At 68.5% G+C, this 17,052-nt stretch carries 17 protein-coding genes; 8 read left to right on the forward strand and 9 right to left on the reverse strand.

The genetic code is table 11. The features are described from left to right. Nucleotides 1-44 precede the first annotated feature (44 nt). The 5 genes from ACIHA7_RS21800 (at nucleotide 45) to ACIHA7_RS21820 (ending at nucleotide 4,532) form a co-directional block, all read left to right on the forward strand. Nucleotides 45-764 carry a GntR family transcriptional regulator gene (locus ACIHA7_RS21800; RefSeq protein WP_397292457.1) on the forward strand — a complete coding sequence of 240 codons (720 nt, stop codon included), beginning with the start codon at nucleotides 45-47 and terminating at the stop codon, nucleotides 762-764. Nucleotides 765-890: 126 nt separating this feature from the next. After that, nucleotides 891-1,433 carry a thiamine pyrophosphate-binding protein gene (locus ACIHA7_RS21805; protein ID WP_397292461.1) on the forward strand — a complete coding sequence of 181 codons (543 nt, stop codon included), beginning with the start codon at nucleotides 891-893 and terminating at the stop codon, nucleotides 1,431-1,433. Between the two features lie 2 nt (nucleotides 1,434-1,435). Further along, nucleotides 1,436-2,026 (forward strand): thiamine pyrophosphate-dependent enzyme, encoded by a 591-nt coding sequence (locus ACIHA7_RS21810; RefSeq protein ID WP_397292465.1) that lies wholly within the window; start codon nucleotides 1,436-1,438, stop codon nucleotides 2,024-2,026. Next, nucleotides 2,023-3,402 (forward strand): aldehyde dehydrogenase family protein, encoded by a 1,380-nt coding sequence (locus ACIHA7_RS21815; protein ID WP_397292468.1) that lies wholly within the window; start codon nucleotides 2,023-2,025, stop codon nucleotides 3,400-3,402. Before ACIHA7_RS21810 ends, ACIHA7_RS21815 begins: the two co-directional genes overlap by 4 nt. Continuing rightward, complete coding sequence (locus ACIHA7_RS21820; RefSeq protein ID WP_397292472.1) at nucleotides 3,399-4,532, forward strand: mandelate racemase/muconate lactonizing enzyme family protein; 1,134 nt, start codon at nucleotides 3,399-3,401, stop codon at nucleotides 4,530-4,532. Before ACIHA7_RS21815 ends, ACIHA7_RS21820 begins: the two co-directional genes overlap by 4 nt. Before the next feature lie 9 nt (nucleotides 4,533-4,541). Here the strand turns inward: ACIHA7_RS21820 and ACIHA7_RS21825 are convergent, their stop codons facing one another. Both ACIHA7_RS21825 and ACIHA7_RS21830 read right to left on the reverse strand, forming a co-directional pair. Then, nucleotides 4,542-5,297: a hypothetical protein gene (locus ACIHA7_RS21825; RefSeq protein ID WP_397292475.1), complete on the reverse strand. Its 756-nt coding sequence runs from the start codon at nucleotides 5,295-5,297 to the stop codon at nucleotides 4,542-4,544. Between the two features lie 241 nt (nucleotides 5,298-5,538). Continuing rightward, nucleotides 5,539-5,964 (reverse strand): MarR family winged helix-turn-helix transcriptional regulator, encoded by a 426-nt coding sequence (locus tag ACIHA7_RS21830; protein ID WP_397292477.1) that lies wholly within the window; start codon nucleotides 5,962-5,964, stop codon nucleotides 5,539-5,541. 85 nt (nucleotides 5,965-6,049) lie between these two features. On the opposite strand from ACIHA7_RS21830, the gene ACIHA7_RS21835 reads away from it, so the two are divergent. Further along, the gene (locus ACIHA7_RS21835) at nucleotides 6,050-7,807 is read left to right on the forward strand and encodes an ABC transporter ATP-binding protein (RefSeq protein ID WP_397292480.1); all 1,758 of its coding nucleotides are present in this window, start codon (nucleotides 6,050-6,052) and stop codon (nucleotides 7,805-7,807) included. 237 nt (nucleotides 7,808-8,044) lie between these two features. Here ACIHA7_RS21835 and ACIHA7_RS21840 read toward each other — a convergent pair whose 3' ends face one another. The 5 genes from ACIHA7_RS21840 to ACIHA7_RS21860 form a co-directional block, all read right to left on the reverse strand. Further along, nucleotides 8,045-8,947 (reverse strand): alpha/beta hydrolase, encoded by a 903-nt coding sequence (locus ACIHA7_RS21840; protein ID WP_397292484.1) that lies wholly within the window; start codon nucleotides 8,945-8,947, stop codon nucleotides 8,045-8,047. Nucleotides 8,948-9,000: 53 nt separating this feature from the next. Continuing rightward, complete coding sequence (locus ACIHA7_RS21845) at nucleotides 9,001-9,648, reverse strand: nucleotidyltransferase domain-containing protein (RefSeq protein ID WP_397292486.1); 648 nt, start codon at nucleotides 9,646-9,648, stop codon at nucleotides 9,001-9,003. Nucleotides 9,649-9,733: 85 nt separating this feature from the next. Continuing rightward, nucleotides 9,734-10,483, reverse strand: a complete 750-nt coding sequence (locus ACIHA7_RS21850; RefSeq protein ID WP_397292489.1) for a L,D-transpeptidase family protein — start codon at nucleotides 10,481-10,483, stop codon at nucleotides 9,734-9,736. 193 nt (nucleotides 10,484-10,676) lie between these two features. Continuing rightward, nucleotides 10,677-11,648, reverse strand: a complete 972-nt coding sequence (locus ACIHA7_RS21855) for a TIGR03557 family F420-dependent LLM class oxidoreductase (RefSeq protein ID WP_397292491.1) — start codon at nucleotides 11,646-11,648, stop codon at nucleotides 10,677-10,679. Between the two features lie 67 nt (nucleotides 11,649-11,715). Next, nucleotides 11,716-12,375 (reverse strand): cyclodeaminase/cyclohydrolase family protein, encoded by a 660-nt coding sequence (locus ACIHA7_RS21860; RefSeq protein WP_397292493.1) that lies wholly within the window; start codon nucleotides 12,373-12,375, stop codon nucleotides 11,716-11,718. Nucleotides 12,376-12,519: 144 nt separating this feature from the next. On the opposite strand from ACIHA7_RS21860, the gene ACIHA7_RS21865 reads away from it, so the two are divergent. Together ACIHA7_RS21865 and ACIHA7_RS21870 are read left to right on the forward strand one after the other, a co-directional pair. Then, entirely contained in the window at nucleotides 12,520-13,557 is a 1,038-nt protein-coding gene (locus ACIHA7_RS21865; protein WP_397292496.1) for an LLM class F420-dependent oxidoreductase, read from the forward strand. 111 nt (nucleotides 13,558-13,668) lie between these two features. Next, the gene (locus ACIHA7_RS21870; RefSeq protein ID WP_397292498.1) at nucleotides 13,669-14,067 is read left to right on the forward strand and encodes a hypothetical protein; all 399 of its coding nucleotides are present in this window, start codon (nucleotides 13,669-13,671) and stop codon (nucleotides 14,065-14,067) included. Between the two features lie 5 nt (nucleotides 14,068-14,072). Here ACIHA7_RS21870 and ACIHA7_RS21875 read toward each other — a convergent pair whose 3' ends face one another. Next, a complete protein-coding gene (locus tag ACIHA7_RS21875; RefSeq protein ID WP_135237380.1) occupies nucleotides 14,073-14,411 on the reverse strand; it encodes an STAS domain-containing protein in 339 nt (112 codons plus the stop codon). Between the two features lie 298 nt (nucleotides 14,412-14,709). Then, nucleotides 14,710-17,046 carry a SpoIIE family protein phosphatase gene (locus tag ACIHA7_RS21880; RefSeq protein WP_397292500.1) on the reverse strand — a complete coding sequence of 779 codons (2,337 nt, stop codon included), beginning with the start codon at nucleotides 17,044-17,046 and terminating at the stop codon, nucleotides 14,710-14,712. Nucleotides 17,047-17,052: the final 6 nt, after the last annotated feature.

Genomic DNA, 17,052 nt, shown 5'->3' on the forward strand with positions numbered 1-17,052 from the left:
TGCCACGGGCGATTTCCCGTTGCTCTCGGTCGTGAAGAGGTGCCTTGTCGCAGGATGCGGTAGACAGCAAGTCCGAGCAGATCGCTGCCGAGATCAGGGACGCGATCCGGCAGGGGCGGCTCGAGCGCGGCATCCTGTATTCGTCCCGTGAGCTGGGCGAGCGGTTCGGCGCCTCGCGGACGCCGGTGCGCGAAGCGCTGTTGAAGCTGGCCGATCTGGGCCTGGTCAAGATCGAACGCAATCGCGGTGCCAGGGTGCTCGGGCAGGACGGGCGCGGCATCGTCGACCTGTGCAGCCTGCGGGTGCTGCTGGAGCCGCCCGCCTGCCGCAGTGCCGCCGCCGTGATGACCAGCCGCGACGACGAAGCCATGCTGGCCGAGTACCGGATCATGGAACGCACGGCCGACGGCGGCACCGAATACTTCGCCGCCGATGAGCGGCTGCACGAGCTGATCCTGGAGGCCAGCGGTAATCGCAGGCTGGCCAAGGTGGTCAACGAGCTGCGGCAGACGCTGGCCCTGGACGGCAGGCACAGCGTGCCGCGGTATCAGACGGTCGACACCGCGCTGAAAGACCACTGGGACATCATCGATGCGCTGCGCAAGCGCGACGGTGTCGGTGCCGAGCGGGCGATGCGCAAACACCTGGTGCGATCCGGTGATCTGCTCGTCGCGCACAGCAGCGACGACAACCGCGGCCTCGTCGCGGAATGGCGGCGGTGGGTCTCGGTGTCCGTCCCCGAGGGTGACCAGGTCATCTACTGACAGTCCTGTCCCGAACCTGACCGGGCCAACTTATCTTCGAGTGTTGCATGCTACTCATCATGAGTAGTATGTTGCAGGCACCAAAGGGGCTGCGTTCGAGCAGCCGGTCCGGCGAAGGGACATTCGGTGAACTCCAACTTGTATGCGGCAGCCGTCGCCAGAGGCATCTGGGCGGCGGAGGTCGATCTGGTCGGTTATGTGCCATCGGTGAGCGTGGCACCCGTCATCACGGCGCTGGTCGACACCAGCGGGGGCGCTGAGGGCATCTCCGAGCGGGTGTTCCCGCTCTCCAGGGAAGAGGAAGCCGCCGGGCTGATCGGCGCGCTGCCGCTCACCGGCAAGCTCGGTGCGATCGTCATGCAGGACAACGGTTTCGGCAACGCGCTGACGGCGCTGACCACGTTCAACGTGGCCTACCATCTGCCGCTGCTGATCGTGGCGAACACCCGCGGCGGGCTCGGTGAGTACAACTCGATGATCCACACCTTCAGCCAGCACGTGCCCCGCGTGCTCGAACAGTTCGGGATTCCGTTCTTCGACCTCGACCGGCGCAGCGGGCCCGCGGACTGGGCAGCGGTGGTCACCGAGGCAGGGGTGCACGCGCGCATGACTTTTCGGCCGGTGGTGGTGCTCGCGCACTTCTGGGCGACCGACGGCAAGGCGGCCTGATCGTGCAACGTATCGACGCACTGCGGATTATCGCGGCACAGACCGGCGACCTGCCGGTGGTGGTGACCTGTGCCGCCTCGAGCAGAGAGCTGGCGGCGGTCGCGGATCGACCGAATCACCTGTATCTGCTCGACGCGATGGGGCTGGCGGGGTCCGTCGCGACCGGCATCGCGCTGGGGATCGCGGACACGGAGGTGCCGAAGGTGGTGACGATCGAGGGTGACGGGTCGCTGCTGATGAACCCGAATGTGCTTGCCACCGGGGGCTTTCTGCGGCCGTCGAAGCTGGCGATGGTGTTGCTGGACAACGGGGTGTACGGCGCGACGGCGAATTTGCCGACCTACGGCTCACGCATCGATGTGGGCGAGTTGGCCGCTGCCGCGGGTTGGACAGTGCGGCGCGCCGCCGATCCGGACGAGCTGGCGGCGCGACTGGCCGAGGTGTTGAGTCTGGACGGACCGGTGTTTCTGCATGTGCGCATCGCGGTCGGCAATGCCGCCGAGGTGCCGAAGCTGCTGCGGAACCCGGTGATTCTCGGGCGGCGCTTCCAGGACTGGCTGGCGTCGCGCTCGGCCGAGGAGACGCTGCGATGATCACCACGGTCAATCCCGCCGACGGAAGCCCGCTCGAGGCCTACGCTTTCACGTCCGACCAGCAGTTGTCCGCGCTGCTCGATCGGGCCGTCGCTACCGCACGCCGGGCGGCCGGCGAACCGATCGCGGACCGGGCCGATCGGTTGCGCCTGCTGGCCGCCCGACTGCGGGCCGACTCGCACACTTTCGCGCTGCTGATCACCACCGAGATGGGTAAACCGATCGGCCAGGCCATCGCCGAGATCGAGAAGTGCGCGTTCACCTGTGACTACTACGCCGATCGCGTCGCCGAACTCGTTGCGCCAGCGGCGGTCGACGTGTTCCCCGACAGCGGGCAGATCCGAATTCGGCCGCTCGGCGTGCTTTTGGCGATCATGCCGTGGAACTATCCGTTCTGGCAGGTGTTTCGGTCCATGCTGCCCGCCATCGCGATCGGCAACACGGTGCTGCTCAAGCACGCCGACAACGTCACCGGTTGCGCGCTGGCCGTGCAGCGCCTGTTCGACGAGGTGTTCGACACGGGCGTGCTGACCAGTGTGGTGTTACCGCCGGAGCGGATCGGTGCGCTCATCGATGACCCGCGCATCGCGGCGGTGGCGTTCACCGGCAGTAATCGGGTCGGCGCGATCGTCGGCGCCAGGGCCGGGCAAGCGGTCAAGAAGGTCGTGCTGGAGCTCGGCGGATCCGATCCGTTCATCGTGCTGTCCGACGCCGAGGTGGCCGACGCGGCGGCGGCAGCGGTGCGCTCCCGGTTCCTCAATGCCGGCCAGAGCTGCATCGCCGCGAAGCGAATCATCGTGGAGCAGAGCGTCTTCCCGGAGTTCACCGAGGCGATGGTGGCCGAGCTCGGCAAGCTGGTGGTCGGCGATCCGACGCTGCCGGGCACCGATATCGGTCCGATGGCCCGTATCGACCTGCGTGACGAGTTGCGCAGGCAGCTGACCGCGACGGTGGCCGCCGGAGCCGAGGTATTGGTCGGCGGTGCGGGCGACGCCGGTCCGGGCGCCTGGTTCACGCCGACCATCGTCAGGGTGCCCGGCACGTATTCCGTTGCCTTTCAGGAGGAAACGTTCGGCCCGCTCGGTGCGGTGCTCTCGGTCGACTCGGCGGCCTCGGCGCTGGCCGCCGCCGAGGCCTCGGCCTACGGCCTCAGCTGCTCGATCTGGGGTCGTGACCTCGGCCGGGTCGAACAACTGGCGGCCAGGGTCGCGGCGGGCTCGGTATTCGTGAACCGGATCTCCGAATCCGACCCGCGCCTGCCCGTCGGCGGGGTCAAGGCCAGCGGGCACGGCCGGGAGCTGAGCACCTACGGCGCTACGGAATTCGCCAATATCCAGGCGGTACGCACCGCCCCATCCGCGAGGAGCAGTCGATGACCATCACTCGAATCTCGGCCCGCGTCGTCGGTGTTCCGGTCGACAAGCCGACCCGAATGTCCAATCGCGACTTGACTGATCGGCACTATGTTCTGGTGGAGATCGCCGATGACACCGGCGCGACCGGACTCGGCTACACCTACGCCGGAACGAGCGGCGGCACGCTGACCAAATGCGCGGTCGACGACCTGCTCGCGCCGGTCTACCTCGGTGCCGACCACAATGACGTGCACGGACTGTGGGGCCGCGCGTACCAGGAGGCGCTGCTCGCCGGCCGTCGCGGCGCGGTGATCCGGGCACTGTCGGCCATCGATATCGCGCTGTGGGACCTGCGCGCGAAACGCGCCGGGCTACCCCTGGCCAGCCTGCTCGGCGGCGCGACGACCCCGCTGCCCGCCTACGCCTCCGGCGGTTACTACCGTCCCGACGACGGCGAATGGACCGACGCCGTCCGCAAGGAGATCGAGTTCAATGCGGGCCAAGGGTTTACCGATCACAAGATCAAGGTCGGCGGACTGAGCGTGGCCGAGGACGCCCGCCGGGTCGCGGCCGCGATCGAGGCGATCGGCGACACCGGCCGGCTCGCACTCGACGCCAACAATGCCTACCGCTCGGTGCACGAAGCACACACGGCCATCCAGGCTTTCGAGCGGGCGGCGGGGGAGCGGGAGCTGTGGTGGTTCGAGGAGCCGCTCGGGCCGGACGCCGTCGCCGGGCACGGCGAACTCGCCCGGCAGATCCGCACACCGGTCGCCACCGGCGAGATACACCAGACCCGTTGGGAATTCCGGCAGCTCATCGAGGCGGGCGCCGCGTCGATCCTGCAGACCGACGCCGGAGTAGTCGGTGGTGTCACCGAGTGGCTGCGGGTCGCGCACGCCGCCGATGCCTTCGGCTTGCCGATGGCGCCGCACTGGCATCACAACCTGCACGTCCACCTGTGCGGCGCGGTCGCCAACACGCTGGTCGTCGAGTACTTCGCGCTGGAGAAGGGCATCTACAACTTCGAACTGCTGCTCACACCCGAGACGCGGCTGCGGTACGGGTCGAACCAGGTGCAGGTGCCCGCGCGCCCAGGGCTCGGTATCGAACTGGACGAGGAAGTCGTCGCCAAGTACGAAATCCGCTGAGCGCCAGGCCTATTGGCCGGGGCTGATGGCGCTGATGAGGGTGCGCCCGCCCTCGGTGGTGGTGGTGACCAACTGCGGGTTGTAGGTGACCGGCGGGCGTCCCGGCCGGTTCTCGGTCACCACCACCATGTACTGGCCCGCGAACGCGCCAGGGGTGATCGCGACACAGTATGTGGTGCCCGCGGGCACGCTGTCGATGCCCCGCTGGATCGCCGCCGCGGGCTCGACCGCCGCGTCCGGGGTGGTCGCCGCGCGGGCCTCCTCGCCGGAACGCGCGACGTAGTACGCGTGCTGGAAAGCGAAGATCGCGCCGGGACCGGAGTCGAAATTGCCAGGGTCGTTGCCCTTGATCCGGTTGCCGACCCGCTCGGCCGTGCACTGGGTGGCGGAGGAGGCGGCGGGTTCGCCGATCCGGGGCGGGTTGGTCGCGGCCGTCGGCGGCTCCGCGTCGCCGCCGGCGAAGAACACGAACGCAGCGGCGGCCACGGCGGCGACACCGAGCACGGCGAGCAGCGGCACCGCCCAGCGACGCGGCGAACGGTTTCGCTTGGACCGATCGATCAGCCCACTGAACTCGTCTTCGAAATAGTCGGGTTCGTAATCCGGCTCCGGTTCCGGCGCGGGCTGCCGGTCCACCCAGTCGGAATAGGCGCCCTGGTATCTGTCGTCCGGCGCGTACCGTTGTTCCGGCACACCAGGTTTCATCATTTGCGGCCCCCGCCCATAGTCGTATCCGGGCTGCGAGCCCATCTCCGGTCGATCCATCGCCCCACCTTCGTCAGGTCATAACGCCAGGTTATCCGCACCGTTCCCGAAATGCAGCAACGTGTAGACGCGTATGTCCAGCCGACTTCGCCGTCGCTCCGGGCAGAATACTGCCCGTTTGCTGCCCCAGGTGTACGCCCCGGTGGTATCCGGTCGCCAAGCCCCACACAGGGTCCGGCAACCGTCGAGCGGACATGGTGGTGACAAAACGCCGGTGGGTTGGGGTGCGGTCTGGATTGAGCTAGGGGGTGGGGGTATCGAGGGTGGCCAGGAGGGTTCGTAGGGTTTCGCGCTGGGTGGGGGTGAGGGTGGCGAAGAGTTCTTCGGCGGCTTCGCGGCGGGCGGCGGCCATGCGGGTGAGGGTGGCTTGGCCGGTGGGGGTCAGGGTGAGCAGGGTGGCGCGGCGGTTGGCCGGGTCAGGGGCGCGGGTGACCAGGTCGGCGGCGGCCAGGGCGTCGACGAGGGTGGTGGCCGAGCGTGGCACGATGCCGAGACGGTCGGCCAGGTCGGTCATGCGTAGCGGTTCGTGCTGGTGGCCGATGATGCGCAGGGCGCGGGCCTGAGCGGGGGTGAGGCCGAGCGGGGCGAGCTTGCCCACCTGGTTGCGGCGGATCCGTTTGGCCGCGCGCAGGAACAGTTCGGGCAGGTCGGTGTCGGCGGACTCCATGATTCTGAGCATAACTCATTGTTTCGGGAACAATTATGAGCCATGCTCAGTTTCATCACGTAGTTTCTACGGAAGGAGGCGCCTTTTGCCGCCACCAGCACAGCTTCGCCGGATCGTCCGGCTGTTCCGGCCCTACCGGGCCCGGCTGGCCCTCGTGGCCGCCCTCGTGTTTCTGTCCTCGGTCGTCGCGCTGGCCTCGCCGTTCATGCTGCGCGCGGTACTCGACGACGCGCTGCCGCACGGGCGCACCGGACTGCTCACCCTGCTCGCCGCGGGCATGGTCGCGGTCGCCGCGCTGACCAGTGTGTTCGGTGTGTTGCAGACCTACCTCTCGACCACCGTCGGCCAGGACGTCATGCACGACCTGCGGTCCGCGGTGTACGCGCGGCTGCAGCGAATGCCGTTGTCCTTCTTCACCAGAACCCGCACCGGTGAGGTGCAGTCGCGCATCGCCAACGACATCGGCGGCATGCAGTCGACCGTCACGTCCACCGCGACGTCGCTGGTCTCGAACTTCACCACGGTGGTCGCGGCCGTGATCGCGATGATCGTGCTCGACTGGCGGCTCACCATGGTTTCGCTGGCCATGCTGCCGTTCTTCGTCTGGATCAGCAGGCGGGTCGGCAGTGAACGGCGCAAGATCACCGGTCAGCGGCAGGAAAAGCTGGCGGGCATGTCGGCGATCGTGGAGGAGTCGCTGTCGGTGAGCGGCATTCTGCTCGGGCGCACGATGGGGCGCTCGCCCGCACTGGTCGACAGTTTCGCGCGGGAATCGCGCGGGCTCGTCGATCTGGAGATCCGCGCGAGCATGGCGGGACGGTGGCGGCAGTCGACCATCACCATCGTCATGTCGGCGATGCCCGCGGTGATCTACTGGGCGGCGGGGCTTGCCGTCACCACCGGGAAGCCGCTGGTGTCGATCGGCACGCTGGTCGCGTTCACCACCTTGCAGACGACTTTGCTGCGGCCGATGGTGCAGTTGTTGTCCACCGGGGTCGAGGTGCAGAGCTCGCTGGCGTTGTTCGGCAGGATCTTCGAGTATCTGGATCTGCAGCCTGATATCGACGAGCCTGTCCGGCCTGTCGCGCTCGGAAAGGTCAGCGGGGCGGTGCGGTTCGAGCACGTCGGCTTCTCGTATGCAGCCGAGGATCGAGCCGTGCTGAGCGACATCGACATCACGGTTCCGGCGGGGTCGAGTCTGGCCATCGTCGGTGAAACCGGTTCCGGGAAGACCACTCTCGGCTACCTCGTGGCCCGGCTCTACGACGTGAGTTCGGGGCGGATCACGATCGACGGGAAAGACGTGCGGGACTTGTCCTTCGCCGATCTCGCCGCAGCCGTCGGTGTGGTGTCCCAAGAGACCTACCTGTTCCATGCGACGGTGGCCGACAATCTGCGCTTCGCCAAACCCGATGCGACAGAACAGGAACTGCACGACGCGGCGCGCGCCGCGCAGATCCACGAACACATCATGGGCCTGCCCGACGGCTACGACACCATGGTCGGGGAGCGCGGCTACCGGTTCTCCGGCGGTGAGAAGCAGCGACTCGCCGTCGCCCGCGCCGTGCTGCGCAACCCGCCGATCCTGGTGCTGGACGAGGCGACCAGTGCTCTCGATACCCGCACCGAGCAGGAGGTGCAGCAGGCCATCGACGCCCTCTCGGTAAACCGCACCACCATCACCATCGCGCACCGGTTGTCCACCATCCGGGACGCGGATCAGATCGTCGTGCTCGACCACGGGCGCGTCGTCGAACGTGGCTCGCACGCGGAGTTGATGGAGCTCGAAGGTCGCTATGCCGCGCTGCTCTCCCGTGACGACGCGTTGAGCGCAGCGGCTTAGCGCGCTGGCCGAGCGCGGCGGCTCAGCCAGCTCGTGCTGACAACGACGGTCGACCGTTGCGCCTCGACGCTGGCGACAAGGTCTCGCGCGTGACGGTTCAGCGGGCCGCACGCAGCGATCGTGGGGTGCGCGGCGGCTTGGCGGGCGGCGTCCGGCGACGGTGGGGTGCGCGCGGCGGCTCAGCGGGCCGCGTCCGGCGATGGCGGGGGAGCGCGCGACGGCTCAGCGGGTTCGCCCTCAGCGCGGGCGTAGGTGTTCGACCAAGAAGGCGGTCTCGTCGGCTACCACCTTGTCGAAGTCGGGGGAGACGTAGATGTCGAAGTGGCCTGCCGGGTACTCGTGCACTTCGACGTTGGGTCCGGCGGCCGCCGCGTAGCGCAGGGTTCGGCGGGCGGGGGCGACGGTGTCGCTCAGGCAGACACCCAGGAACACCGGGACCTCGATCTTGTGCAGGCTGCGCCCGGGGCGATACAGGGGCAGGGTCAATCCCAGCCGGGCTGCGGCGGCGTTGGGGTGGGTGAAGTTCGGCGGCACCAGGCCGGTGTAGCCGGGGGCCGCGTCCGGTGCGTTCATGAACGCCGTCCGGCCCGGCTCGCCGGTGAGCGGCACGGTGACCGGCGGCCTGCGCAGCACCGCGGCGGCGAGGTCCAGGCCTGCGCGCGCGGCGATGGCGAGCAGCGGTCGCAACCCGACGGTGGGCGCCGAGGCGAACCCGTCGGTGAACGGGCACTGCGAGACCACGGCGGCGACGCGTTTGTCTCCGGCCGCGACACGCAGCACATGACCGCCGCTGAAAGATGTTCCGAACAAAGCGATTCGAGCCGGATCGATACCGTCGAGGGTGGCCGCGTAATCGATCGCCGCCGACCAATCGGCCAGCTGACGGCGGATGCTCAACAGCTGCCTGGGTTCGCCGTCACTCGCGCCGAAATGCCGGTAGTCGAACACCACCGCCGCGAATCCGGCGGCCACGAACTGCTCGGCGAAAGCATCGAGCCGCATCTCCTTGACGGCACCGAGCCCGTGCGCCATGACCACCACGGGAACCGCGCCACTGGTGGTCGCCGGCCGATACAGCCACCCCCGAACCGTGCCGCCGTCCGACTGGAATTCGATATCCGAGCGTGGTGCGGTCGTCATCTGTCAACTCCTGCGAGGTCGGTTGAGTGAGACTATATGTCCCAGTCACCAGATCATGTCATGAGCGGCAGCCATTCGTGTGCTGGGTGATGGCGGTCCACGTAGGTCCTGAGCGTGGCGCGCTGTGCGTCGTCGAGCTTCGGCCAGGTGCGTACGAGATCGTTGCGATCCTTGTCGCGCGCGAGCTTCGCCTTGAAGAGCAGGACCAGTTCGGGGTTCAGGTAGCGGATGCCCGCCGCGTCGACCCAGGTGACCTGGTCGAGCGGGGCGACCCAGGAGTTGTCGCGTTTGTTGACCCATGCGCCGTCTCGATCGGAGTTCAGGAGTACGTCGAGCAACCAGGGCGACATGGCGTCCCGACGGAGCCACACTTGCTCCGCGCTGTCCGGCATTTCGGGGAAACGCTCGTCGAGCGGGCGAATACCGTCCGATCCCGCGGACCAGATATGCAGGTGACCGTCGAGGGCTTTACGCAGGGCAGGTAGATCGGCCCGGAACATCGCGACGTCGATATCGCTATGTGCGCGTGGGGAATCGGTGAACGCGTCGAGGGCCCAGCCGCCCGCTACCCACCACGGCGCGGTGAACTCGCTCAGTATCGAAGCGACGTCCGCCGGGGTGACCAGGGCCCATGGTCCCCAGAGCCGATGAAACTCGGCTTCCGCTGCATCGCAAGGGGTCTGGGTGGGGTAATCGAGCATCGGCAGTGTCCCTCCCGCTCGTGACCGGCGCATCGCCGACGATATCGTGCCGGGCGGTGCGCCGGGTCGCGGGTGCGAGGCGTGTTTACCAGTGCAGGGTTACCGGGTCGCCGACGCTGATGGTGTGGTACACCCATTCGGCGTTCTCCGGGGCAAGGTTGATGCAGCCGTGGCTGACGTTCGCGTTGCCCTGGTCACCGACCGACCACGGGGCGGAGTGGATGAAAACGCCACCCCAAGTGAGACGTTCGGCCCATTCACCGTTGATGACATAGCCCTCGGGCGAGCTCAGCGGGATGCCGATGGTGCGGGAATCGAACACGACCGAGCGAGCCTTCTCCAGTACCGGGAAGGTACCCGATGGGGTCCGGAAGCCCGGCTTACCGTAGGAGGCGGGCATCGTCCGCGGGATGCCGCCGACGGTCAGCGTGAATGTGTGATCCGACATGTTGCCATCACCGAAAACGCCTGCGTTGGTGTTGAATTCGGTGCGGGTGTTACCTACACCGACGGTGATGCGTGAGTTGGCGGGCAGGAACCCGGTGGGTGTCCATACCGCCTCCCGATCGCTGGTCCACGCGAAGGTGCCGCTCAGTGGTTGCGTCGCCCGGATGTCGACCGCACGCTCCGCGGCGGCGCGATCAGCGACTGCCTCGCCGAATCGAATGGTCACCGGATGTGCGACACCGACCATTGTCCCGTTCGACGGTCCGATGGACTCGACCGAATTGGTGTGCGGTGTCCCGGCCAGCGTTGCCGTCGCGGGTCCGGACGCGAACGCGCCGAACGCAACGACCACGATCGCTAAGAAAAGATGTTGTATTGCGTGCCTCATGGCTCCACCCCTTCGAGATGGTGTGGGTAGGCAGGTTTTCAATAGACCACCATTGCCTTCTCTATGCTGCCTACCCGGCCCATCCTCGAACAAACCAGACGAAACACCCATCGCACGACCGTTCGTGCAGAACAGCCGCACCCCGGAGCCCTGGGGTGCGGCTGTCAGAAATGGCTACGCGCCAGGCAACAGCTCAGGCTGAGCGAGGGGTGAGCTGGCGCAAGCGGGGTTCGAGTTCCTGCTGGAAGAAGTCGATGAAACCGTCCGGGTCCGGCCCGGCGTTCTGCATGACCAAGTGGTCGAAGCCCGCGTCGACGAACTGCTGGGCCACCTCGACATAACGGGCCGGATCAGGGCCGCAGGCGAACTGCCCGAGCACATCATCGATGCGCACGGTCTTGGAGGCGGCATCGAAGTTGACCGGATTGGGCAGTTCGCTCATCACCTTCCAGCCGGTCAAAGCCCAGCGCGTCGTCTCGAGCACGGCCTTGGCCGCGGTCTGCTCGTCGGGCGCCCAGGCCATCGGCACCTCCGCGTAGCGCGGGCCGTCCCCGCCCGCTTCCCGGTAACGGTCCACGATCTCGGATTCGGGCTCGGTGGCGAACAGTCCGTCGCCGAGCTCGGCGGCGATCCGCGCGGACGGCGGACCACTGGCGGCGACGGCGATCACCGGCAGTTCGTCGGGCAGGTCGAAGACGCGCGCGTCCGACAACGACAGGTAGCGACCGTCGTAGGAGCGATAGCCGCCGCGCCACAGCAAGCGGATGATCTCCAGCGCTTCCCGCAGCATCTCCTGGCGCTTGCGCACATCAGGGAACTCCCGCGCGACGACATGCTCGTTCAACCGCTCACCGGACCCGACGCCGAGGGTGAACCGGCCGTCGGACACCAGCGCCAGCGTCGCTGCGGCCTGCGCGATGATCGCCGGGTGGTAGCGGACGGTCGGGCAGGTCACCCCGGTCGCCAACCCGATCCGGTCGGTCTGCGCGGCGATCGCGCCCAACACCGTCCACGCGAACGGTGAATGCCCCTGCACGTCGAGCCAGGGGTGGTAGTGGTCACTCATCTCGACGAAGTCGAATCCCGCGGACTCCGCCCGAACCGCTTGGCGCATCAGCTCTTTCGGCCCGAATGCCTCCGCGGCCAGCTTGTATCCGATCTGCACGGCTACCTCCTCGGCTCTGTCGGCTGTCTTCGCCGACATACCCGGCCGCGCGGTACGGAAACGCGACCTAGCCGCGAACCGCGTGCACCACGTCGGCGTGTAGTCCGTCGGCGCGCGCGACGATCTCCTCGATGCGCAGCAATACGGCGGCGAACCGGTCGCCGTCCGCGGCGGGCAGCGAGGCGACGTTGATCTCGATATTGAGCTGTGAACTCGCGGCGGCCGCGCGGCACGCGTCGGCCGCGGCGCCGATGTCGGTGACCACGGTGGGGTTGCCGATGGGGAACAGCTCGGCGGCCAGCGAGAGCACCTCGTCGGCCTCGTCGACCACGGCGGCGGGCACCCGTGCGGCCTCGATCAGTGCCGCGTTGATGGCCGCGGTGCGGTCGGCCTCCTCCGCCTGCGTGGTCTTCGGCAGCTTGTAGGCGGCGCCGACCGCGGTGAACGCGGCGGCGTCGGCATCGGCGAGGGCGAGCGAACGCGCGCGGGCGGCGTCGGCGGCCTCGATGATCCGGTCGACCACCGGGCGGTTCTCGGCATCCTTGGCGCGGGTGGTGTAGCGCCCGACCATCGCGACCAGCGCGGCGGCCTGCGCGGCGTGCAGCGCGGCCACGGCGCCACCGCCGGGCGCGGGCACCTTGGCGGCCAGCTCGGACAGGTACTGCGCGAGCGTTGCCTCGCCGAACGAGGGCGCAGTTTCCTGGGACGATGTGCTCGGCTGCGACACGGGTCAGACGCCTTTCAGAGAGCGGTGTGGGCGGGGAGTGCGGGGTCAACGCTACCGGTTGCCTGCGGCGCTTCCTGCGAGCACCGTCCCCGGTACGGCGGTCCGGTGCGGCGTGGCCCCGTAGTCGCCGTTATGTTGAGTCCTATGCGGATCGGATTGGGCATCAACTACTCGGGCGGTTTCAAAGAGGCGGCGGCGGAAGTCGCCGACCTGGAGCGCGCGGGATTGGACATCGTGTTCATCCCCGAGGCGTACTCGTTCGACGCGGTCAGCGCGCTCGGCTATCTGGCGGCCAAGACGACACGGTTGCAGCTGGCCTCCGGCATCCTGCAGATCTACACCCGCACCCCCAGCCTCACCGCGATGACCGCGGCCGGGCTCGACTTCGTCTCCGACGGCCGGTTCATTCTCGGCCTCGGCGCGTCGGGTCCCCAGGTGATCGAGGGCTTCCACGGCGTGCCCTACGACGCGCCGATCGGGCGCACCAGGGAACTGGTGGAGATCTGCCGCAAGGTGTGGCGCCGCGAGCGCCTCGAATACCACGGGAAGTACTACCAGATTCCGCTGCCCGAGGGGCAGGGCACCGGCCTGGGCAAGTCGCTGAAGCTGATCAATCACCCGGTGCGCGAACGCATTCCGGTGCTGCTCGCCTCGATCGGCCCGAAGAACGTCGAGCTGACCGCCGAGATCGCCGAAGGGTGGCAGCCGATCTTCTTCCTGCCGGAGAAGGCGAAGGAGATCTGGGGCGAGTCGCTCGACGCGGGCTTCGCCAAGCGTGACCCGCAGCTCGGCGCGCTCGACGTCTACGCGAGCCCCGCGCTGGCCATCGGCGACGATGTCGAGCCGCTGCTGGAGTTCGTGAAGCCGCACCTGGCCCTCTACATCGGCGGCATGGGCGCCAAGGGCAAGAACTTCTACCACATGTTGGCCACCAAGTACGGCTACGGCGCCGAGGCCGACCGCATCCAGGAGCTATACCTGTCCGGCAAGAAGGAAGAGGCGGCCAAGGCCGTCCCGGATGCGCTGGCCCGCGACACCTCGCTGATCGGACCCGCCGGCTACGTCAAGGAACGGGTCGCCGCCTTCGCCGAGGCAGGCGTCACCGTCCTCAACGTCCTGCCGATGGCCGCGACCCCGGCCGAACGCGTCAAGCTGATCGAGCAGCTGCGCGAGCTCTGCTGAGCGACCGATGATGGTGGTGGGCAGGGATTGTCGCCCTGCCCACCACGCCGTAAGCTGCCCGGCACGGGGGTCGGGCGCCGATCACCGGTTCCACACGGCGGCGAGGAAGCAATGTTCGATACACCCCCGCTGCCTGCGGCCATCGTCGCGCTGGTCTCGTCGCGGCGGCTGCCCGAACCGCTATCCGAATGCTTCGACTCGTCCGCGCCGCCGCCGGACTGGCGCATGCTGCTCGAGATGGTGCGGCTCTACCTGGAGAACCCGGCGTTGGACCGGGAACTGCGGGGCGCGGTGGCACTCCTTGGCGCGTACGCCTACCTCCGCACCTGTGAATACCTGCTGTTCGACCTCGTGGAGCGCTCGAACCGAGCGATCGAGTTGCTGCAGGAGGCCGAACGGCACGGCATCGGGGAGGACGACATCGAGCCGCTGCGCGCCGCGGCTTTCGCCATCCTCGAAGTAGCCTCCGCGACCGAGGCGCAGCGGGACGAGCGCCTACGGCCCGGATGAACCTCTCAGCGGTTCTGGAACCCCGCGAGCGCCTCCTGCAGCGTGGAGTGCACGGCGAAGACCTGATCGAGGTTGGTCATCCGCAGTTGTCTGCTGGTGGCGGGGCCGTCGGCGACGACGGCGATGGCGGTGTCCTTACCCGCACGCTGATGTGTTGCGACGAGCACGGCCATCCCCGCCGAGGCGAGGAAGCTGACTGCGGTCAGGTCGATGATCAGCGCCGCGGGCTTGCCGTCGAGGATCGCCTCGATCGAGCTCTCCAGCGCGGGGGCGGTTGCCAGGTCGACCTCGCCGACCACCGTGAGGACCGTCGCACCATCCTGTGAGGCGACGGTGGTGGTCATCGTGTCCGCGAGGGGATACGCGTCTCCGGAAGTGTTGGTCACAACATCACAACACACAAGTAGCGGCGAATTCGCAACCTCGGCGCGTTCATAAGGACAAACACTACCGTAAGGACGCCGGTCGAACCTGTTGTTGTGCCGCTTCGGAATAGAAGCATTCGGCCGGTCGGCGCAGCGGCTGGTCGCCCGGCGCGGCATCTGCGGGGCCTCGGCCGATCGTGCGCGAAACAGCCGCGTACCGACACCCCGACGCGCGCCCGACGGCCCGGTGCCTGCGGTAGCAGGGCCCTGCGTTCGTCTAAAAGTGGCGGTTGGTGCCGCGCAGCGGGTTGGCCACCGGGAAGGTGATGGCGGGCAGGGTCACCGACATGCGGACGCGGGTGCCCGGCCCGGTGTGGTCGATGTCGAGCTCCTCGGTGAGCGCGCGCATCATATCGATGCCGCGGCCGCGATAGCCGGGATCGGCGGAGCGCGGCTTCCAGCTGCCCGCGTCGGTGACGGTGATCACCACCGTCTCGGTGTTGCAGGTGGCGCTCAATTGGACGCGATTGATGTCGGCGGCGGGGTCGCGCAGGGTCTTGCTGACCCGGCCCATCGAGTGATCGGTGCTCGCGGGGCGGCCGCTCGGCACGGCGCCGTTGCGGTAGGCGTGCTCGATGCTGTTGCTGCACGCCTCGTTCGCCGCGGCCACCAGGTCGGAGGCGAGGTCGTGCGGCACCGCGGCGGCGGCCAGCCAGGCTTTGAGCGTACGGCGCAGTGCCGCAAGCTCATCCGGGTGCGCGGGGACCTCGAGGCGCAGCGGCGCCGGGGGTTGGCGATAGACCACCATGGCGACGTCGTCGTCGTAACCGGCGGCGGGTCGCAGGCGCGAGAGCACCGCGTCGGCCACTTCCCTCGGTAGTTTGGCCGAGGTGTCGGCGAGCACGGCGGCGATCTTGGCGAAGCTGTCGTCGATGTCGATGCCGCGCTGTTCGACGAGCCCGTCGGTGAACAGCACCAGTGTCGACCCCGGCGTCAACGCGGTGGTCGCCTCCGGGCGGCGCGGCGGGTCGAAGGTGGCCAGCGGCACCGAACGCCCGCCCTCCAGCAACCGTCCGGTCGCTTCGACATCGGCCAGGATCGGCGGCATGTGGCCCGCGCTGCTGTAGCGGACCAGCCCGCGCACCGGATCGAGCACGGCGGCGCACACGGTCGTGCACATTGCTCCGGGGATGCGCCCCGCGACGGTGTCCAGCTCGGCGAGCAGCTGCGCGGGGCCGGCCCCACGTAGCAGCAATGCCCTTGCGGCGGTACGCAATTGGCCCATCACCACGGCGGCGGACAGTCCACGGCCGACGCAGTCGCCGACCACGACGCCGATGGTGCCGTCCCGCAACGGCACCACGTCGTACCAGTCGCCGCCGATCTCCAGCGGCGGCAGCGCGGGCTCGTAGTGCACCGAGAACCGCGGCGGCAGTTCGATCGGGCCGAGCATGGCCCGCTGCAGGGTCAGCGAGGTCGAACGCGCCTGATCGAAGTTGCGCGCCCGCTGCACCGCCAGGCTGAGGTGGCCGATCAGCAGTGAGAACAGCGTCCAGTCGGCGGCGCTGATCGCGCGCGGCGCGGCGAACCGCAGCCACAGTGCGGCGTCGCCGGTTTCGCCGAGCGGGGCGACGATGCCCTCGGAGCTCTCGGTGCCCTCCGGTATGGCGAACAGGCTGCGACCGGGTCTGCGTCTGGCCCGCTCCAGCATGGCCCGCGCCCGCGCGTCCAGTTCGGCGTTCTCCGGACCGTTCGCGCCCTCGGCGCCGGAGACGTATACCTCCGGCTCGACGTGTCTGCTCGGCCACACCGCCACCACCGCGGTCTGCGCGCCGACCGTGCGCCGCACTTCGTCGAGGCCGACGGCCAGCACCTCGACCACGCTCGTCGCGGCGGCCACCGCGGTGGCGAGGCGAGACGCGGCCTGATCGCGGGCCTGCGCGTTGTGCTCGGCGGTCACGTCACGGATGGTGCCGACGAAGATGCGCTCGTTGTTCTCCGGCTTGATCAGCGCGCTGGTGCTCACCGCGAGCCACACGGTGCGGCCGTCGCGGTGCCGGATCGGAATGACGAAACGCTGTGCCTCCGTGCCGAGATCGGGGTAGCGCGGCCCGTCCGGCATCGACCACGGATGCGGCAGCGGGAACGGCACATCGGCGGCGCCGTACCCGGTGAGGGCGCCGAACGCCGAGTTCACCTCGACGATGGCGCCGTGCGAGTCGGCGACGAAGAAACCGTCCTGCAGCGACTCGACCAACGCGGTGCGGAAGGCGTCGCGGCCCGCGAGATCGTCTGCGCGGGAACGCTGTTGCTCGTAACGGCCGACCCCGTCGAGGTAGCCGCGGGTCGCGATGTCCAGTGCGGCAAGGGTTTGCAGCAGAAACTCCAACGCCGACTCGGCCAGCCGCGAGTCGGCGCCGCCGATGCCCGCCGCGTGCTCGGCGGCCTGCACCACCCGGAAGTGGTTCTCGTTGAGGTCGAGCAGGCTGATGCCCTCGACCAACGCCCGCCTGCCGAGCTCGTAGCCCTCGGCCAGTGTGCCCTGGCTCGGTGAATCCAGATGTCGCCGTAGGGCTTTCGCGTATTCGTCGAGGAAGTCGGCCAGTGCTGTCATAGGACG

Source organism: Nocardia sp. NPDC052316, from assembly GCF_044547795.1.
Classification (GTDB): Bacteria; Actinomycetota; Actinomycetes; order Mycobacteriales; family Mycobacteriaceae; genus Nocardia.